Annotated in this window: 19 protein-coding genes; 9 read left to right on the forward strand and 10 right to left on the reverse strand. The window is 36.0% G+C overall.

The annotated features are described in order from the left end of the window. Positions 1-102: 102 nt before the first annotated feature. The 4 genes from RNZ46_RS03385 to xrtF form a co-directional block, all read right to left on the reverse strand. Positions 103-2,340 (reverse strand): TonB-dependent receptor, encoded by a 2,238-nt coding sequence (locus tag RNZ46_RS03385; protein WP_316983981.1) that lies wholly within the window; start codon positions 2,338-2,340, stop codon positions 103-105. Positions 2,341-2,454: 114 nt separating this feature from the next. Then, complete coding sequence (locus RNZ46_RS03390) at positions 2,455-2,856, reverse strand: HYC_CC_PP family protein (protein WP_316983982.1); 402 nt, start codon at positions 2,854-2,856, stop codon at positions 2,455-2,457. Between the two features lie 70 nt (positions 2,857-2,926). Then, positions 2,927-3,355, reverse strand: coding sequence for an exosortase F system-associated membrane protein (locus RNZ46_RS03395; protein WP_316983983.1), 429 nt, complete (start codon positions 3,353-3,355; stop codon positions 2,927-2,929). Continuing rightward, positions 3,348-3,926: an exosortase family protein XrtF gene (xrtF, locus tag RNZ46_RS03400; protein WP_316984960.1), complete on the reverse strand. Its 579-nt coding sequence runs from the start codon at positions 3,924-3,926 to the stop codon at positions 3,348-3,350. Before xrtF ends, RNZ46_RS03395 begins: the two co-directional genes overlap by 8 nt. A 155-nt stretch (positions 3,927-4,081) precedes the next feature. Between xrtF and RNZ46_RS03405 the strand changes: the two genes are divergently transcribed. The 7 genes from RNZ46_RS03405 (at position 4,082) to rodA (ending at position 12,298) form a co-directional block, all read left to right on the forward strand. Beyond that, complete coding sequence (locus RNZ46_RS03405) at positions 4,082-4,537, forward strand: GAF domain-containing protein (protein WP_316984961.1); 456 nt, start codon at positions 4,082-4,084, stop codon at positions 4,535-4,537. A gap of 258 nt (positions 4,538-4,795) precedes the next feature. Beyond that, positions 4,796-6,328, forward strand: coding sequence for a bifunctional phosphoribosylaminoimidazolecarboxamide formyltransferase/IMP cyclohydrolase (gene purH, locus RNZ46_RS03410; protein WP_316983984.1), 1,533 nt, complete (start codon positions 4,796-4,798; stop codon positions 6,326-6,328). Positions 6,329-6,712: 384 nt separating this feature from the next. Beyond that, positions 6,713-7,741, forward strand: coding sequence for a rod shape-determining protein (locus RNZ46_RS03415; protein WP_316983985.1), 1,029 nt, complete (start codon positions 6,713-6,715; stop codon positions 7,739-7,741). A gap of 23 nt (positions 7,742-7,764) precedes the next feature. Beyond that, a complete protein-coding gene (gene mreC / locus RNZ46_RS03420) occupies positions 7,765-8,580 on the forward strand; it encodes a rod shape-determining protein MreC (RefSeq protein ID WP_316983986.1) in 816 nt (271 codons plus the stop codon). Then, positions 8,581-9,087, forward strand: coding sequence for a rod shape-determining protein MreD (locus RNZ46_RS03425; RefSeq protein WP_316983987.1), 507 nt, complete (start codon positions 8,581-8,583; stop codon positions 9,085-9,087). It begins immediately after the preceding gene. Continuing rightward, positions 9,084-11,021 (forward strand): penicillin-binding protein 2, encoded by a 1,938-nt coding sequence (gene mrdA / locus RNZ46_RS03430; RefSeq protein WP_316983988.1) that lies wholly within the window; start codon positions 9,084-9,086, stop codon positions 11,019-11,021. The genes RNZ46_RS03425 and mrdA overlap by 4 nt, the downstream gene beginning before the upstream one ends. Then, on the forward strand, positions 11,021-12,298 hold the full coding sequence (gene rodA, locus RNZ46_RS03435) for a rod shape-determining protein RodA (RefSeq protein ID WP_316983989.1): 1,278 nt from the start codon (positions 11,021-11,023) through the stop codon (positions 12,296-12,298). The genes mrdA and rodA overlap by 1 nt, the downstream gene beginning before the upstream one ends. A gap of 81 nt (positions 12,299-12,379) precedes the next feature. Here rodA and gldC read toward each other — a convergent pair whose 3' ends face one another. Together gldC and gldB are read right to left on the reverse strand one after the other, a co-directional pair. Further along, on the reverse strand, positions 12,380-12,715 hold the full coding sequence (gldC, locus tag RNZ46_RS03440) for a gliding motility protein GldC (protein ID WP_311940935.1): 336 nt from the start codon (positions 12,713-12,715) through the stop codon (positions 12,380-12,382). After that, positions 12,715-13,677 carry a gliding motility lipoprotein GldB gene (gene gldB / locus RNZ46_RS03445; protein ID WP_316983990.1) on the reverse strand — a complete coding sequence of 321 codons (963 nt, stop codon included), beginning with the start codon at positions 13,675-13,677 and terminating at the stop codon, positions 12,715-12,717. Before gldB ends, gldC begins: the two co-directional genes overlap by 1 nt. Positions 13,678-13,816: 139 nt before the next feature. Between gldB and nadE the strand changes: the two genes are divergently transcribed. Further along, positions 13,817-14,605, forward strand: a complete 789-nt coding sequence (nadE, locus tag RNZ46_RS03450; protein ID WP_316983991.1) for an NAD(+) synthase — start codon at positions 13,817-13,819, stop codon at positions 14,603-14,605. 102 nt (positions 14,606-14,707) lie between these two features. Next, the gene (locus RNZ46_RS03455; RefSeq protein ID WP_311940925.1) at positions 14,708-15,337 is read left to right on the forward strand and encodes a response regulator transcription factor; all 630 of its coding nucleotides are present in this window, start codon (positions 14,708-14,710) and stop codon (positions 15,335-15,337) included. On the opposite strand, the gene dnaG is transcribed toward RNZ46_RS03455, so the two are convergent. From dnaG to RNZ46_RS03475, 4 genes are all read right to left on the reverse strand, one after another. After that, entirely contained in the window at positions 15,332-17,290 is a 1,959-nt protein-coding gene (gene dnaG / locus RNZ46_RS03460; RefSeq protein ID WP_316983992.1) for a DNA primase, read from the reverse strand. The two genes, RNZ46_RS03455 and dnaG, sit on opposite strands and share 6 nt — an antisense overlap. 107 nt (positions 17,291-17,397) lie before the next feature. Beyond that, positions 17,398-18,489: a hypothetical protein gene (locus RNZ46_RS03465; RefSeq protein ID WP_316983993.1), complete on the reverse strand. Its 1,092-nt coding sequence runs from the start codon at positions 18,487-18,489 to the stop codon at positions 17,398-17,400. A 60-nt stretch (positions 18,490-18,549) separates the two neighbouring features. Then, positions 18,550-19,305, reverse strand: a complete 756-nt coding sequence (locus RNZ46_RS03470; protein ID WP_316983994.1) for a hypothetical protein — start codon at positions 19,303-19,305, stop codon at positions 18,550-18,552. Beyond that, positions 19,292-19,873 carry an RNA polymerase sigma factor gene (locus RNZ46_RS03475; RefSeq protein ID WP_316983995.1) on the reverse strand — a complete coding sequence of 194 codons (582 nt, stop codon included), beginning with the start codon at positions 19,871-19,873 and terminating at the stop codon, positions 19,292-19,294. The genes RNZ46_RS03470 and RNZ46_RS03475 overlap by 14 nt, the downstream gene beginning before the upstream one ends. Positions 19,874-20,125 lie beyond the last annotated feature (252 nt).

The following is a 20,125-nucleotide window of genomic DNA, read 5'->3' on the forward strand; positions in this document are numbered from 1 at the left end:
TATTTATAATTTTTTTTAATAAGATGCTTCGACTGCGCTCAGCATGACAGGTTTATATATTAGTTCCATTTATAAAACTCCCTCCTTGGAGGGAATGACTGATTATTCTATTTTAAACCGTAATCCGGCATAATAACTTGCTCCAAAAATGGGGCCATAAACAAAAGTAGTATCAAAATTTGAACCAAAAGGATCATTTGCTCCTAAAATGGGATTATCTTGTTTTACGTTTGTTATGTTTTCACCGCCTAAATATACTTCAAATTTAGGAGAAAACACTTTAGTTATTTGCGCATTTAAAGTACCAAGTGTTGGTGTGTTTTCAGGTAATTGATATTGAATAGGATTTCCCGTGGTTGACGAAAAACGCTGTTCGCCCAACCAATTAAAGGTAGTATCAAATTTCCATCGGGCACCATTTTCTTTCATATTCGTTTCGTAAGATGCATTGGCAAAAAAACGGTTTGTGGGCACTAATGGTTTTGAGAGTTTACCAGAATTATAATCGGTTTTAACATCGTAATATTTGTACGCCAATCGTAAATCGAAATGCTCGAAAGCATTGTAATTCCATTCAATTTGAAAGCTATTGGCGTAACTATCGCCGTCTAAATTATAAAAATTGACCTCTTGTGGGTTTTCGAAATCTACGACCACTTGATTTTGAAAATCGGTACGGTAATAATCTAAAGTAATATCTGCTTTTCTGTTAAAAAGATTAAATCCCTGTAAAAAAGACACCCCGTAATTCCAGGCAATTTCTGGGTCTAATCCATAAATAGCACCACCGGTATTTAAAATATTAATTGCCCGTGAGGTTGAGAATATACTTTGATTTTCGGCAAAAATATTGGCACTGCGTATACCGCGACCGAATGACGCACGTAACGCCGATTTTTCCCAAGGTGTGTATCGCGCATGAAACCTAGGCGTAATAAACGTGCCCATTAAATTATGGTTGTCTACGCGAATTCCGGCCGTTAAATTCAGTTTCTCCAGATTATCAAAATTATACTCGAAAAACGCACCGACTGAACGCTCGGTTCTTTCGTAATCATTGGTGTTTACAAACTCATCGTAATGATCGTACGTATAGCTAATTCCTGTTTTAACCTTATGTCTGGAATCGCTAATAATCGAATTATAAATAGCATTGGCATACAAACTATTATGTGTTATATCGTATTGATTTAAACCAAAATACGATGCTTGCTTATGGTTGCTATAAGCCGTTTGCAAGCTTATACTTTGCCATGTTAGTTCTGGATTTACATACCCAAATTTTGTCGATACTTCGTAACGTCGGGTATCAATTTCGCTACCCCAAGCATTGGTTGTGCCCTTATCGGTTTTAGGATTGAAGCTTTCTTGTCCCGTTTGTTTTTCATCATTTAAAAACTTCAGATTTATAAAAGATACAAAGCCTTTTTCAGTATCGATATATTGCCATCTGTTCATGATGTTTATCTGTTCCTGCAAAGGCATATCTAAAAAAGTATCGTTATTATTATCGTGCTTGGTGTCTCTTAAATTTCCGTGTAAATAAAGGCCTGTACTCCACTTCTCGTTAACCGCCGTGTTTAAATGGGTGTTTAATTCCAAGCGTCCGTTGGCATTGGTGTACGCATTTACAAATAATCTTGCATCGGTGGTTGGCTTAACCAATTCCGCATTTATTTGTCCCGCAATACTCTCGAAACCATTAACGGCACTTCCCGCACCTTTGGTAATTTGAATACTCTCTACCCAAGTCCCGGGTATAAAACTCATCCCGAACGCTTGCGATGCACCGCGAATTGACGGAATGTTTTCAGTCGCTATTAAAATATAGGGACTCGTTAAACCCAGCATTTTTATTTGTCGCGTACCTGAAACGGCATCGGCAAAATTAACATCGATGGATGGATTGGTTTCAAAACTTTCAGACAAATTACAGCATGCCGCTTTAAGCAATTCGTCGCTACTCACGGTAAACACGTTTGTGGCTTGCAAGTACGATTTTGATGTGGCTTGTTTTCGGGAAGTTATAGTAACTGCATCTAAATTATCTGTAGATTGCAACCAATGTCGCACTACTTTTGGCTCGTTTACGGTAATGGTATCGGTTTTAAAACCCACATAACTAATCACCAATTGGCTGTATTCGTTTTTATAAGGTATCGTGAATTTCCCATCGATATCAGTTACCGATCCAACCGAGGTGTCCAGCCAATAAACATTTGCGCCGGCTAACCCTATAGGCTCGTTTTTATCGTTTGCTTCCAGAATCAATCCGCTTATCTTGTCTTGCGAAAAGCTGAGCATAGGAAGTATAAATAGTATATATATGATTTGTTTCATTTATTAGAAATATTGTAAAATTTTGATGTTTGATTAAAAGTTGTGTGCCAAAAAATTTCGACCTTAACTTCGGTAAACTTAGTGTGGCACGTAGGAATTACAAAAAACAATAAATCAAATCAGGAAAGTATCGTGAAGCACCTGTATATCTGAGACCAGAATGGGTGGCGCATAATCTTTATGAGGAACAATCTCTTTTTTAAGTATTTTGAAAAGATTGGTGAATGAATAAACAAAGGATGCTAAAAACTGTTGGTGTTTGAAATCTAAATCATCAAACGAAGACACATTTAATTCGTCTTGCCCAACAATCACTTTTATGACGTCTTTACAGCAAGTCATTTTCTGCTGAATTGCAAACGCTTCCATTTCGCATTTTTCGGCTTCGGCAAACATCGCAACATCAATTAAAACATCGCCACAAAAGTGCTTTTCAATAGTAAAAGATACAGTTGAAAATAGCACCAAAAAGGCTAGTAATAAAGAAAAGCTTTTATGTAAGATTTGTTTTATCATTCCTATAGCTATCGAAGCAAAAATACAAAAACTTAAAAATATTCACTCGCTTTTATAAAAGGATTAACAGTTAATTTTTTAGTCTATTATAATAAAACGCTGGCAATAAAAGGATTAGGATTATTGGCTGAATTAAAAATCGGCGCACATTAAAAAAGATGTAATAGGTTTCCTGTTTTGGGTTTAAAACAAAGTATAAATAGCCAATCAAGAGTAAAACAAAAGCCAAAATATAAATAAACCCAGAAAACTTGATGACACTTTTATCTTTAAAAACAACAAACAAAATAGCTAAAGAAATAAGGGTATTTAATGTGTATCGTATAATGGTAAACATGGTTAATTTGAAAACTTCAACATTCGGGCTATCGGCATATAAATAATCATTTTTAAAAAAGGCTAAATACGGGTCGTAAAACAAGTCGTTTTCAAACCATCGGATAAAAATCAGTATTCCAAACAACAAAAAAAGCAGCATGTATTTCACCAATTTACCCATGCTTGTTTTTTAAGTTCGAAAACCGATTCACCCAGAAAATCCACAATAAAAAAACCATGCCGTAAATAATTGCAGGAAACAGCACACCATGTAAAAACTCTTGATGCTCCGGGTAATGATACAGGGCGATGCATATTATGGCAATCCGAATTAAATTAACGGTGTATATTAAAACACTGCCCGAAAGCATAAAAAACAATGTGGTTTTAAGTTTGCCCGAAAATGCCACAACAAAAGACACAAACAAGATAATAACGCTTGCCGCATTACACCCTTCAATAACCCGTGCTACGTAGCTGCCGTTAACAACAACCTTCATCGAAGGCTCGTCCGGGTGCGGTAAAACCTGTGCGCTGTAACCAAAACCATTCAACAAATCTTCAGTTTGTTTGGCCACTAAATGAGTAATATAATCCGGATAGAATTTAGAACCTTCAGAAAATTCCAAATAAAAATGGTACAACAACGAAAAAACCACATACACAACCAAAAACGTGAATATGAATTTTACAACGGCTCTATATTTTATAAAAAGTGCTTTCAAAGAAAGTATTAAATTAAAAAATCCAATGTTAGTTCGAGTATTTTTTTGCTTGCGTTTTTATTTTTCAACCTGCATCAAAAAATTATATCGAGAACACAAAAACAGGTATAATGTTAAAATTATCTGAAACTAAATATCGAATGTACACCTTTTTAAATACTTTTACCAAAAGTTTTTTATTTATGAATTTTGAAGCCCTTAAACCTCAGGTTGAAACCATAATTTCCAATGCCAATAAAACTACCGACGAACGATTATTATCGATTTGCCAGTTATTGGAACGCCACATCGAATATTACAATTGGGTAGGCTTTTATTTTGCCGATAGCGCTAAAAAAGAATTGCATTTAGGCCCTTATGTAGGCGAACCCACCGACCACACCGTAATTCCGTTTGGAAAAGGCATTTGCGGACAAGTGGCCCTAAGCAACCAAAATTTTGTGGTGCCCGATGTGGCAGCTCAAGATAATTATATTGCGTGCAGCATTACCGTAAAGGCTGAAATTGTAGTGCCCATTTTTGTAAATGGGGAAAATATTGGTCAAATAGACATCGACTCCAATACAGCAGATCCGTTTACCGAAGCAGACGAACGCTTTTTAGAGTTTGTTTGTACGCAAGTAGCTCAGCTATTTTAAGTTTAAAGTTCAAAATTCCGGGTTCATTATTTCTACCTATAGCAACTTTGAATTTTAAACTTTGAGCTTTGAACTCTTAATGTTAACAACTCAGGCTTATCGTTAAAAAAACAGCACTTTTTTTGCAGTTTTCATACTTCCATTTTTAGTTGAAATAACTACTTTTGCATTTTTAAAACAGCACGTTCAATGCTATGCATTGAAAAACCTTAAACCTGTCATTCCCATAAAAATAGGAATCAAACACAACACACTAAAATGAGCAACGAAAAAACCATTAAATCTGCATTAATATCTGTTTTTAGTAAAGACGGATTAGCCCCCATCGTAAAAAAATTAAACGAACAGGGTGTCACTATTTATTCCACCGGAGGAACCGAAAAATTTATTAACGATTTAGGTATTGATGTCGTTCCGGTTGAGGAGGTTACATCGTACCCTTCCATTCTTGGTGGTCGTGTAAAAACATTGCATCCTAAAGTTTTTGGAGGAATTTTAAATAGACAAAACCATGAAGGCGACGTTGCAGAATTGGCCGAATATGAGATTCCGCAAATCGATGTCGTTATTGTTGATTTATATCCGTTTGAAAAAACAGTGGCATCGGGTGCGAGCGAACAGGATATTATTGAAAAGATTGATATTGGTGGTATTTCGTTAATCCGTGCTGCAGCGAAAAATTTTGCCGATGTTATTTGTGTATCCTCGGTTGATGATTATGCGGAGTTTTTGGAATTGATTTCTGAAAACAACGGTAGCATTTCTGAAGCAGACAGAAAACGTTTTGCCGCAAAAGCTTTTAATGTGTCCTCGCATTACGATACGGCTATTTTTAATTACTTCAACAAAAATCACGATGAAGCGGTTTTAAAAATTAGCGAGCCAAATGGCAAGGTGTTACGCTACGGCGAAAACCCTCACCAAAAAGGCTTTTTCTTTGGAGATTTTGATGAGCTATTCACAAAACTCCACGGAAAAGAATTAAGCTACAACAACCTTTTGGATGTTGATGCTGCAGTAAATTTAATGTTAGAGTTTAAAAACGACGCCCCTACTTTTGCTATTTTAAAGCATAACAATGCCTGTGGTTTAGCGCAACGCGACAACTTACACCAAGCATACCTTGACGCTTTGGCTGGCGATCCTGTTTCGGCTTTTGGTGGTGTTTTAATTAGCAATAAGGAAATTGATTTGGCTACGGCTGAGGAAATTCACAAGTTATTCTGCGAGGTAGTTATTGCACCTTCTTTTGCTGCCGATGCTTTAGAGATTTTAAAAGGCAAGAAGAACAGGATTTTATTGAAAATTCATGATGTGGAGATGCCAAAAACCAATGTAAGAAGTTGTTTAAACGGTGTTTTGGTGCAAGACAGAAACAATATTACCGATAAAGCTGAGGACTTAAAGCCAGTTACAAACCTAGCGCCAACCCAAGCTCAAATTGACGATTTAATTTTTGCTTCTAAAATATGTAAGCACACCAAATCGAACACCATTGTTTTGGCAAAAAACAAACAATTGTGTGCTAGTGGCACGGGGCAAACCAGTCGTGTTGATGCTTTAGAGCAAGCCATACACAAAGCTGGAACTTTTAAGTTTGATTTAAACGGTGCTGTAATGGCGAGTGATGCATTTTTCCCATTCCCCGATTGTGTGGAGATTGCTAAAAAAGCAGGAATTTCTGCGGTAATTCAACCGGGTGGCTCGATAAAAGATCAATTAAGTATTGATTATTGCAACGACAATAATGTGGCGATGGTGATGACGGGTACACGCCATTTTAAGCATTAAAATTATTGTTTCAATAACTTACTAAAAAGCAAGACCTGTCAGGTTTTAAAAACCTGACAGGTCTAACTTTAAATGATAATGTTGAATTATAGCAGACATTTGCGTTAGGGATTGAACGGCCTGTTTGAGCTCGCCGACGTAGGAGGAAGCGAGTAGTGAAAGCCCGACCGAAGCGATCCTGCAAGGTTTTGAAAACCTTGTAGGTATGAGCGTAGGGAACGCCATAAATTATAAAATAAAACCATCCAAAAACCGATAAACTGCGTATAAGTGTAAGCACCTATTGTTAATTTGAATTTTGAGTAGCTTAAAACTCATATATTTATTTACTTTTATTACATTTACAAGATTTGTTAACAACCCTTTAAAAACTACTAATAGCACATGGGCTTTTTTGACTTCTTAACCGAAGAGATTGCAATAGATTTAGGTACTGCAAATACACTTATTATACACAACGACAAAGTTGTTGTTGATGCGCCATCGATAGTTGCGCGCGATAGAATTACCGGAAAAATAATTGCCGTTGGCCAACAAGCGAGTTTGATGCAAGGCAAAACGCATGAAAACATTAAAACAATTCGCCCGTTAAAAGACGGGGTAATTGCCGATTTTGATGCATCGGAACAAATGATAAGCATGTTTATTAAAAACATTCCGGCATTGAAAAAGAAATTTTTTACACCGGCGTTGCGCATGGTTATTTGTATTCCGTCGGGCATTACCGAAGTTGAAATGCGTGCGGTAAAAGAAAGTGCCGAACGTGTTAACGGTAAAGAAGTATATTTAATACACGAACCCATGGCGGCCGCTATTGGTATTGGCGTTGATATTATGCAGCCCAAAGGTAATATGGTGGTTGATATAGGTGGTGGTACCACCGAAATTGCGGTGATTGCCCTTGGTGGCATTGTTTGCGATAAATCGGTTAAGATTGCCGGTGATGTATTTACAAATGACATTGTGTATTACATGCGTACCCAACACAACTTGTATGTGGGTGAGCGTACTGCCGAAAAAATAAAAATACAGATTGGTGCGGCTACCGAAGATTTGGAACTTCCGCCAGAAGATATGAGCGTTCAAGGACGTGATTTGTTAACGGGAAAACCCAAGCAAGTGTCCATTTCGTACCGTGAAATTGCCAAAGCTTTGGATAAATCTATTTTACGTATTGAAGATGCGGTTATGGAAACCCTTTCGCAGACCCCTCCGGAATTGGCTGCCGATATTTACAACACAGGTATTTATTTAGCGGGTGGCGGATCGATGTTGCGAGGTTTGGATAAGCGCTTATCGCAAAAAACAGACCTTCCTGTTTATATTGCCGAAGACCCATTGCGTGCTGTAGTTAGAGGTACCGGAATTACACTTAAAAATTTACCTAAATACAAAAGTGTATTGATTAAATAAAAGCATAAAACAGTCCCTAAATCATGCAACAGATTATTAATTTTATAATAAGAAACAAAAGGTTTTTGTTGTTCTTGTTGCTGTTTTCGGTGTCTATAGTTTTTACCATTCAATCGCATTCGTATCACAAAAGCAAGTTTATAAATTCCGCCAATTTTTTAACTGGTGGCATTTACAATTCTATCAACAACATTAGCGAATATGTTAATTTAAAATCTCACAATCAAGTTTTAGCCGAAGAAAACAATCGGTTAAAAGCGCTTTTGTTTAATGCTGAAAACAAATTGGATTCAAGCTATATAGACAGCGTTACCTATAATGGAAGGTATAAAATTCAAACGGCAAAAATTATAAAGAACAGCTATTCTTTAACCGACAACTTTTTACTTATCGATAAAGGCACAAACGATAGTATTAAAGAGGATTTTGGGGTGATAACCAGTAAGGGTATTTTAGGTATTATTGACAACTCAAGCAAAAACTATTCAACGGTTATTTCGGTGCTAAACACCACGAGCAACATTAGTGCCGGATTAAAAAAAACAAACCATATAGGCTCTTTAACTTGGAATGGCGAATCGCCAAACATTGTTCAGTTAATAGATGTTGAAAAAATTGCACCGGTTGCCATCGGCGATACGATTGTTACCTCGGGGCGCTCATCAATTTTTCCAAAAAACATTGATATAGGCGTTGTACAGGATTTTGAATTGGATATTGCCGAAAATTATTATGAGATTAATGTGAAGCTTTTTAACGACATGACAAACCTTGAGCATGTTCATATTATAGAAAATAAGGATTTTAAGGAAATTACAAATTTGTTAAATTCCCGTTAAATGAATAGTATCATTTCTTTAAATAGCATCCGCTTTGTTGGGCTTGTTTTAATTCAGGTTTTAATATGCAGCCATATTAATTTTTTAGGCTATATCAATCCGTATATTTATGTGCTTTTCATCATTTTATTTCCGGTGAAAAACAACCGCTCTTTATTTATTTTCCTGAGTTTTTTATTGGGTTTAACGGTCGATTTATTTTTAGATTCCGGTGGTATCAATGCCGCGGCATCTGTATTTATAGCTTATGCTAGACCTGTTGCTTTAAAGTTCTCGTTTGGTATGCTTTACGAACACCAAAACCTAAAATTCAATACTGTAGATTTTGGTTCAAAACTTGTCTACATGACCATAATGGTGGTGGCGCATCACTTAATTTTATTTTCTTTAGAAATTTTTAGCATTTCTAAAATAATTTTAATCCTTCAAAAAACGTTATTCTCAAGTATATTTACTATAATACTTTGTGTTTTAATAACTATTATATTTAGTCGAAAATCTAAATGAGACAACTTTTATTATTCATATCGGTAATTTTTGTTGGTTTTGTGTTTATCGCAAGGCTTTTCTACTTGCAGGTATATACTTCAAATACACATAATTTATTTGAGGACAATGCCATTAGAAAAGTTTACGATTACCCAAAGCGCGGTTTTGTTTACGACAGAAACGGACGCCTTTTAGTGGCCAATCAACCCTCTTACGATGTGATGGTGATTCCGCGCGAAGTAGAACCTTTAGACACGCTTGAGTTTTGTAATTTGTTAAAAATTGATAAAGCACAATTTATAAAAACATATAATAAAGCCTATCGTTATTCGCCCCGATTACCATCGGTTTTCCTTTCGCATTTATCAAAAGAAGACTATGCCGTTTTACAGGAAAAAATGCGAAAATTTGATGGCTTTTACATTCAAAAGCGATCGCTCAGAAAATACGAAACCACAATTGGAGCCAATGTTTTAGGCGATATTGGCGAAGTTAACACCAGGGATATTAAAAGGGACCCGTATTACAGAATGGGCGATTTAATTGGCAAACAAGGCGTTGAAGCTTCATACGAAGACATATTGAGAGGTGTAAAAGGCATAAAATTTATTCAAAAAGACCGATTCAACAGAAATATTGGCCCATATAAAGATGGAGCCTTTGATACCATTCCAGAGCAAGGTAAAGACATAACCATTACCATTGATGCCAAATTACAGGAATACGGTGAATTGCTAATGCAAAATAAGCGCGGTGGTGTTATCGCCATAGAACCCTCAACGGGCGAAATATTGGCTATGGTGGCTGCCCCAACTTACAATCCTAACGATTTAGTTGGTAGGCAACGCTCTAAAAACTTCACTAAACTTTATAACGACTCAATTGCAAAACCACTTTTTAACAGAAGTCTACAAGGAGTTTATGAGCCTGGGTCGCCGTTTAAACTCATGAATGCTTTAATTGGCCTGCAAGAGGACGTTTTAACACCCAACGAAACCGTAACCTGCTATGCAGGCTACAGATACGGCAATAGGTTTATGAAATGCCATTGCTACATTGGTAAACGCAATAATATGATTAGCGGAATTCAAGAATCTTGCAACGCATATTTTGCCACAGCATACAGAAGAATTTTAGATAAAACGGGTAGTGCTTCAAAAGGCATTGACGTATGGAGCAATCATGCCAAAAGTTTTGGTTTGGGCAACTTTTTGGGCTACGATTTAAAGGTGGGACAAAAAGGAAGAATCCCCGATAGAGACTATTACAAAAGAGTATACCCTAGAACGTTTTATTCAACATACACCATCTCTAATGCCATTGGTCAGGGCGAAGTGGCCACAACACCCATTCAACTGGCAAATATGACGGCCGCAATCGCCAACAGAGGGTATTATTACACGCCACATATCATTAAATCCATTAAAGGCGATACGCTACCCAATAAATTTACGACCCGAAAATATACAAGTATTGACAAACAGCATTTTGAGCCCGTAATTGAAGGCATGCACCAAGTGTATAAAAACGGTACCGCAAAATGGATTCAAGTTAAAGACATTGATATTTGCGGAAAAACAGGAACGGTTGAAAATTTTGCTATTATCGATAGTGTTAAAACGCAATTAACCGATCATTCTATTTTTGTAGCCTTTGCACCCAAAGACAATCCAAAAATAGCAATTGCCGTTTTTGTTGAAAATGGGTATTGGGGAAGCCGCTTTGCTGGAAAAATTGCCAGTTTAATGATTGAAAAGCATATTAAAGGCGAAATTACCAGAACCGATTTAGAAGATTGGCTCTTAAAACACAGTTTGGAAGACGAATACGCCAAACCTTATTCTGGAGAGCCTTTTAAAATTAACGGACAAACCACATTACAACTTGTTGACGACAAGGAATATTACCGTTTAAAGAGGCATTTAAACACTATTAGCAAAGGCACAGATTAATGGTAAGGGACACGAATAAACATTTTAAGTTCGATTGGATTACCATTATTCTTTTCTTATTATTAGTGGGCTTTGGTTATCTGAATATTTTGTCGGCTTCGCATTCGGGAAACACCATCGACTATTTCGATTTCTCACAGCCTTACGGCAAACAACTCATTTTTATATTTCTAACTTTTGGGTTAATCGTGCTTTTATTGGCTATTGATGCCAAATTTTACGAACGCTTTTCCAGTATTATTTATATTATTTCGATGCTGTCTTTACTCGGGCTTTTCATTTTTGGAAAAAACGTTAATGGTGCCACATCGTGGTACGCCATTGGAGGCATGACCATACAACCCAGCGAGTTTGCAAAAATGGCAACCGCCCTCGCAATAGCAAAGCATGTTAGCGATTTAAACACCAATATCAATACGCTAAAAGATCAGTTAAAAGCGCTTATTATTATTGCCATTCCAGCCATTTTAGTGCTCTTACAAAACGATACGGGTAGCACGATTGTTTACGGTGCCTTCTTTTTTGTTTTGTACCGAGAAGGACTTCCCAAATATTATTTAGCCATAGGTATTTCAATAATTATAGTCTCCATTTTATCATTAAAGTTTGGTGCTATAATTACCTCAACAATAGCGCTAATATTGCTTGTGGGTTTTCATTTTTTAAGAAAAAAGAAACTACGTATATATCAATCTATACTTATTTTAATCGTAACTATTGCGGTTTCCTTTGGAATAAAATTCTTTTACCAAAATATCTTAAAACCTCACCAACAAGACCGTATAAGTCTTTGGCTTCGCTTGGAAAAAGACCCTGACAAATTAGAGGAAATGAAGAAAACGTTTGCCTATAATTTGAATGAATCTGAAAAAGCCATAAGCTCTGGCGGATTAACAGGAAGAGGTTTTATGGAAGGCACTCGAACCACAGGAAAATTTGTACCAGAACAACATACCGATTATATTTTTAGTACCGTGGGCGAAGAGTGGGGCTTTTTAGGAACCACCTTTGTAGTTGTTCTTTTTGTGCTGCTTATTATACGTATTCTACATTTAGCCGAACGCCAAAAAACACAGTTTAGTAGAGTGTATGGTTACGGTGTTGCATCCATAATTTTTATACATTTTCTTATTAATATTGGTATGGTAATGGGCTTAATTCCAACCATTGGTATTCCTCTGCCTATGTTTAGTTACGGTGGTTCCGGACTTTGGGCCTTCACCATTTTACTGTTTATTTTCATCAAACTGGACTCTAATAAAATCAATGAATGGTAGCCCTATTTACATTCCAAAAAATTAAATTTTAAGAACCAAACAGAACTTTGAACTTTGAACTTTGAACTTTGAACTGTAAAACTACTTTTTCAGCTCTAATTTTTCTGCGAAATAATCACAGAAATCTTTCATGGTTGCTGTCATTTTTTCATCTTGTGTCGCTCTATTAAAGGTATCGCTCATAGTTACTAATGTTTGATGAAAAAACACTTTCATTTCATCTACGGGCATATCTTTGGTCCATAAATCAATGCGCAGTGTTTCTTGGCTTTCGGCATCCCAAACCGAAAGCATCATCGCTTTGGCTTCTTGGTTTGTAATGCCGCCATCTTCAGCGGTCCATTGTAAGCTTTCTGGAATTCTGTTTTCATCCAATTCAACCTTCAGTTCTATTTTAGAGGTATGATTTTTTGCCATTATTTACGTGGTTTAAATTTGGTGTTATTAAATATGTCTTCAGTAGATTTTATAAGCATGTCCTTTAAAGCTACATCGTTTTGCTGCATGTATGCGCGCACAATCTGCCAACCTATAAATTGCCCTAATCGCCCCGGTGAATCGGCATCGATTTCTTCTAAATAAAATTTGGTAAAAGGTGCAGGGTTTATAAATCGGCTTGGTAATTTTGAGTCGGTGCTAAACAATAATTCGCGCTCCACAAAATAGCGCCAAATATAACTCTCGTTGGCAATAGCCCAACGTAACTGCTCGGGCGAATACCCCATACGTTCCGCTTCCGTTTTAAAAGGAATAACCTTATCTTTAAAATACAGCAGTTTACCAGCATAAATCATTTCGTCTAGCAAGGTTCTTTTTTGCGTTTGATGGATATATTTCTTCGCGTAGGCATCAGCCAAATCCACAACCAGCTGTTCTTTAACAAAATGAGCTCTAAGGTATTTAGGAATGCTACCGTAAAACTCGTGGTCGCTTCCCAAATAATTATCCAAAGCAATTAAAGCAATGGTATCGGTAACAATTACCCTGTGTCTGTAATCTACATCGTTGGTTACCGTAATAATTCTGGGCGGATTGAACTCCGGAAAATAGTATTTTAGATGATTGAACAGCGATTCGATTTCAGTTTCTACGTCGTTAAAGTCAGTGAATGTTTTATCAACCTCGTTAAACAATTGAATTTGTAAAGTATCGGCTTTTTTGGCAATCCAAAATGAATCTGAATATTTTTCAGAAAACATAAAAGGGTATGCTTGTTTTAGCTTTGGTAAATCTTTTGAATTGGCCTCGGCAAACAGCCTATCAAAACGTTCAATTTTAATATCTGTGTTTATTTTAGCTATGTTTTTTTGTAACGTATTGTCTTTTTTACAAGAAATGGTTAACAAAACAATACTAAATAACAAGATTGCATTTTTCATCTACTTAAAATTTTAAAAACAATTTTTACCATTCTTCGCGTTTAAATATAACTTAAACGACATAGATTTTTATTAATTGGACGTTTCCTTTATTTTTGTCTGCAAAGGTACTATTCTTAGATTAAAAACCGTGTTAAATATGCAAACAGAAAAAGTGGTAAATCACATTGTTAATTGGCTAAAAGATTACGCGACAAATGCGGGTGTAAACGGATTTGTAATTGGTATTTCGGGCGGTATCGATTCTGCGGTAACCTCAACTTTATGTGCCAAAACAGGTTTAAACGTACTGTGTGTTGAAATGCCCATACACCAAGCCGAAAGCCATGTGACCAGAGCCCAAGAACATATTGCGCTATTAAAACAACGATTTGATAATGTTGACGACACACGCACCAATTTAACACCTGTTTTTGAAACCTTTAAAACCGAAGTGTTTTTTGATGGAGACCAAGCCACCATTGATATGGCTTTGGCAAATACCCGAGCGCGCTTGCGCATGACCACCCTTTACTATTACGCAGGACTTTACAAATTATTAGTGGCCGGAACCGGAAATAAAGTTGAAGATTTTGGCGTTGGTTTTTACACCAAATACGGCGATGGTGGCGTAGATTTAAGCCCTATTGCAGATTTATTAAAGTCTGAAGTTTACGCATTAGGTGAGTTTTTAGAGGTTCCGGAATCTATTATGAAAGCGGCGCCGAGTGATGGTTTATTTGGCGATGCCCGCAGTGATGAAGACCAGATTGGAGCCTCGTACCCAGAACTTGAATGGGCCATGAAAATGGATAATTTGGGTAAAAAAGAAACTGATTTTTCTGGTAGGGAACAAGAGGTTTTTAAAATCTACAAGCGTTTTAACGCGGCTAATAAACACAAAATGATTGCAATACCTATTTGTGAAATTCCCATAAATTTGAAATAAATATTGCTTTGTTAGCAAAAAAACCTATCTTTACACCCATATAACTCTCTCAATTATAGCTGTAAACCTCTCACAGCTATAATAGTATAAAAACCCTTAATAATGATAAAATTACTAATAGCAGACAATCATCCAATTATCAGAAAGGGTCTAGAACATCTATTTTCGGCATCTTCAGACATTAAAATTGTGGGAAGTGTTAACGATGGCGATGATATTTTAGACTTTGTAAAAAACAATGACGTAGACATTATTTTAACAGAAGTAGATTTCCCAAAACTTAACGGTTTAACCGTTTTGCGTTATTTAAAGAAAGATTATCCTAACGTAAAAACCCTTATTTTTAGTGGCCAGCCCGAAGAGGTATATGGCATAAACGCCATTAAAGCGGGGGCTTCAGGATTCATTTCTAAATCAGTTAACATCATTACCATTAACGAGGCCATTTTAAAGGTTCACGAAGGTGGTATTTATTTAAGTGATGCCTTAACGCAACAATTAGCTTTTGGTGCTAAAAGCAACAAATCGGGATCTTTTTACAAAAAACTATCAACGCGCGAGTCAGAAGTTTTAAAGCTTCTTACTATTGGTAGAAAAAACAAAGAGATTTCTAAAGAGCTAAACATTAACGAGAAAACCGTAAGTACGTACAAAGCGCGCTTAATGAGAAAACTAAAGGTAACCAATTTAGTGGATCTTGTTAATCAAGCTAAACTTTCAGCAGAGCTATAATACGCGATTAAGCTTTCTGGACAATAACATTTTTAGACTCGAATAGTCTTTTACTTCTTCAAGTATATTTCTGTTCGAGTCTATTTTGTTATGCAAGGTTTCTTGCTGAAATTCTTTTACTTTCTGGTCAATTAAAAAACAGCGTAAACTTAAAATGGTTTCGCTAACCAGTTGCGCCACACTAGTGGTTTTTTCTTTTGGAAAAATATTCATCCTATTCCAATCGTCCAAAGCATAACGTTCGTCGTCCATTAAAATGGTGGTAATTTCGTTTGCCATATCTTGGTCTACCGAATTGATAAAAGTTTTTAACTCAAAATCCTCAGTTTGGTTAAGCCTATCAATAATGGTATAATACAATGTCTTAAATTGTGGGTTCGAAAATTGCATTTCATCATCTTGTAAATCTAAAAACACTTTTTCGAAAACTTTGGCCCGTTGTATTACGGGTTCTAAAATAAGTTCGTTTTTATCATTTTCCTTTAAAACCAAATCTTCAAAATCTTCGGTTTTGTTTCCATAAAGTAATAATACCTCAATTATTTTTCGTTCTAAAACATACTGCACGTCAACCTTTTTTACGGGCTGCTCGTGCTTTATGACATCAAAAGCTTTTTGTTCATTTTTTTGTTTTTTAGCTTCTTCTTGAAATTCCTTTTTATTGATTTGTGCCAAGGTACTAAACAAAACGGTTTCGCTAATGTCCATAATTCTGGCACATTCTTGAACGTAGATTTCTTTTTTAATACGATCGGGAATTTTAGAAATACTATTAACAATATCCCTAACCGTTTCGGCTTTTTTTATAGGATCGTTTTTAGATTCTTCAAACAAAACCGAAGCTTTAAACTGAATAAAGTCTTTAGAGTTTTCATCTAAATACAGCGCAAGCTCTTCAAGAGAATTCTTTTTGGCAAAGCTATCGGGGTCTTCGCCATCGGGAAATGCACATACTTTTACATTCATCCCCTGTTCCAAAATTAAATCGATACCGCGAAGTGAAGCGCGCATACCTGCCGCATCGCTATCAAACAATACCGTAATGTTTTTGGTTAACCTATTTATAATCCTGATTTGATCTGAGGTTAGCGCCGTTCCAGACGAAGACACCACGTTTTTTATACCCGTTTGGTGAAACTGAATAACATCGGTATAACCTTCAACTAAATAACAATTATCCTCTTTGGCAATGCTTTGTTTGGCATGGTAAATACCGTACAGCACTTTACTTTTATGATAAATATCGCTCTCTGGGGAATTTAAGTATTTAGCGGCTTTTTTATCGTTGATCAATATACGCCCGCCGAATCCCAATACACGACCGCTCATACTTTTTATGGGGAATAAAACACGCCCCTTAAACCTGTCGAAACGCTTTTCGCCCTTAACAATGGTGAGCCCTGTTTTTTCAAGATAATCGATGTTATAACCTTGTTTTAAGGCCTCATCTGTAAAAGCTTGCCACTCGTCGAGCGCATATCCTAAATCAAACGTTTTAATGGTTTCTTCAGTAAATCCGCGCTCTTTAAAATAGCTTAATCCTATCGATTTTCCCTGATCGGTTTTATGCAATATATTTTGAAAATATTTACTCGCATACTCGCTTACCAAATACAAACTTTCCCTTTCGTTAGCGGCTTGTTTTTGCTCGTCGGACTGCACGGTTTCTTCAATTTCAATATTGTATTTTTTAGCCAAATACCTAATGGCCTCGGGATAAGTAAAATGCTCGTGTTCCATTAAAAACGCCACGACATTACCCCCTTTTCCACTGGAAAAATCCTTCCAAATTTGCTTTACGGGCGATACCATAAAACTTGGTGAGCGCTCATCGGAAAACGGACTTAAACCCTTAAAGTTACTGCCTGCTTTTTTTAACTGAACAAAATCACCAATAACCTCTTCTACACGGGCGGTTTCGAATACTTGGTCTATGGACGATGCTGATATCAAAGGAGAAAACTTAATTTATGTGTAAATGTAATATAATCTATTTTGAAGTAAAACAAAAAGAGCTTCAATATTGAAACTCTTTTATTTTATAAATAGACTTTCAAATATCAATCCATATCAAACCTAACGCCTAGCGATATGTTATTCTGGTCTGCAATTTGGTCTTTAAAAATAGGTGATAAATCGTATTTTACATATAATGCCGTACTGCCAACAGCTATATAACTGCTAATGCCGTACACCAAATTGGTGGTATTTAAACCGCCTTTTATCTTATCTTTTTGTCGGTTTCCGTCAACTGAATATTTTAACTTTTGCCGTGTCCCAATATTAAATCCCGCATATCCTCCAAGGCCAATTTTAAACTTATTTCGCGTTGAATATCTAAAATAATCGTCCTTTTCAATTTTTTTGGATGGTCCAAACTCAAAATGTACAGGAAATACTAAATTGGTTATGGACAACTTCGACTTTTTAAGGTTTTCAGGAAACACATCCAACATGGTTTGGTTGCCTTGACTTACAAAATATTGATTGTCGGTTGGTTTCAATCCGTTTATTTGAAACGAATACCCATATTTAAAACGTAAAAAGTTTGAGTTTTTAAACACCCGGGTTTTCCACGCCCAACCTATTTCGAAAAACCGAGAACCTCCAAACTTATAGGGCGAATTGTCAAGGTTGTCGCCTTCAACAATGGCATTGTTTAAACCAAAGGCCAGCACCAAATCGCTGGTGGTTCGTCTATCGTATTTTCGGTGTCTATGCTTGTCGCGTCGCTTTGTCCCAAAAAATATAAATTCGTCATCGGTTTCGCCTTTTCCAATTCTAAAAACAAATTGATCGTCGGCTTCCGCTTCTTCACTATTGTAAACAGAATCATTTCGTTGTAAAAGAGAAAGTTTATTATTAATAATGGCTATTCGGTTTTCAATGTTTAAGGCATGTTTTTTGGCCGCTTCCTTTTTTAGTTTTTCGGCTTCCTGAAAGGTAATTTCATTGCCATCCAATTGCTTGTTTATGGCTTCAACCTCAGTTTTTAATAACTCGCGTTCCTCGGTTTTAATCTTATCCTTTAAAGCTCTAAGAGTCTTTATTTGTTCTTGATTATTGGTGTTGGAAATGGTGTCTTGCGCAGTGATTAAGTGCACATTTAAACACAGCACCGCTAGTGCTAAATACTTTGTAATGGTTTGCATAACTGTTCGTTTTTTGCCCTAATTGGGTATTGATTTATAAATTGAATTTTGATGAAATTATTAGTCGTTACGTTGCGCCACAGCTGTTTTTACCGTAATGAAATTTTCTTTTAAAGCTTTAAAAACCTTATCTCTAAAGGATTCGTCCAGCTCGTTCTCAACATCCTGAAGCAATGCCAAGGCATCAACTTTTTTTGTGCTTTCGTTGTACAATCGTTTTAATTTAATGTCGTTTTGAGCTTCAATTAACAAGGCTTCAATCTCATTTTCTGTAACTTGGTTTTCGTCATTTTTTAAGGTATTGGCTTGAGCTATGACTTCTTGTATTTTCTGCTCTTCGAGTGTTAACTTTTCTGGAATTATTTTGACAGGTTCAACATGGGTTTCTTTTGTGTTTTGAATATCTTTTTCTTCAGCGACAAGCGTTGTTTCTTTAATTGAATTAGTATGGATTACCGTTGATTTTTTTTGAATTTGATTGGGTTGATTACCTTCTTCAATTTTGATGTCTTCTGAAACATCTTCAATATTTTCACTAGCTATTTTATCGGTTTTATCTTGTTTTATAACTTCAGGTGTTACAACAATTTGCGGTGTATTTTGTTCAACAGACTCATTCTTAAAAACTTGAGTAACTACTAACAAAACACCAATTACACTTGCTGCAATACCCAACCACCAAAACGATTTATTGTTCCTTTTTTTCTCATGATTTTCCAAGCGACCAGACAGTTTATGCCACGCATCGTCAGATGGACTTATAGTTCTTTTTTCAAGCTTATCCTTTATGTTTTTTTCAAATCTATTTGCTGCCATAGCTTGTTTTTTTATTTAATTCTTTTAATTTTTCTTGAAGCAATTTTCGTGCTTTAAACAACTGCGATTTTGATGTGCCTTCGCTAATGTTTAGTATATTGGCAATCTCGTAGTGCTTGTAACCTTCAATAGCATACATAATAAACACCACTTTATAGCCATCGGGAAGCGCGTCTATAAGCTGCTGTATTTGAGCAACTTCAATATTAGATTCGATGTTGTTGGCGGAATTGCTTTCATATTCAATAACGTCGACTGGAAACTCTAATTTTTTTTTCTGCCGTAAAAAAGAAATCGATTCTCGAATCATAATCCGTCGTATCCATCCTTCAAAACTGCCTTGGTTTTTAAACTTTTTTAAATTCAAAAACACTTTAAAAAATCCATTAAGCATCGCTTCTTCTGCATGCTGCATATCTTTTATATAATATCTGCAAACGCTTAACATTCTTGGAGCATGCCCATTGAACAACACCTGTTGTGCCTCACGATTATTTTTAATCGCTTTTTTAATTAGCTCAGATTCGTCCCTATTGCAATCGGGATTATGGAGTTGAATGACTTTCAAAAAAAAATGGATTTTATGTGGTCTTCTATTTATAAAGACGCAAATTTTGTGCTAAAGGTTGCCTAAAGCGAAAATTTATTTTAAAAGTAATTGAAAAGACTTTGTTTTTACTGAATAATTAGGTTAATGTGAATTCTATTTTGTTGAAAAAAAGAAGAGCTTCTGCAATAAGCAAAAGCTCTTTTAGTTTAAAAACATAAGCCGGCACATAAGTGCGTTAGGGATTGCAGTGGAAATCCTTTTTGTGAGGCA

The organism is Hwangdonia lutea, from assembly GCF_032814565.1.
Taxonomy (GTDB): Bacteria; Bacteroidota; Bacteroidia; order Flavobacteriales; family Flavobacteriaceae; genus Hwangdonia; species Hwangdonia lutea.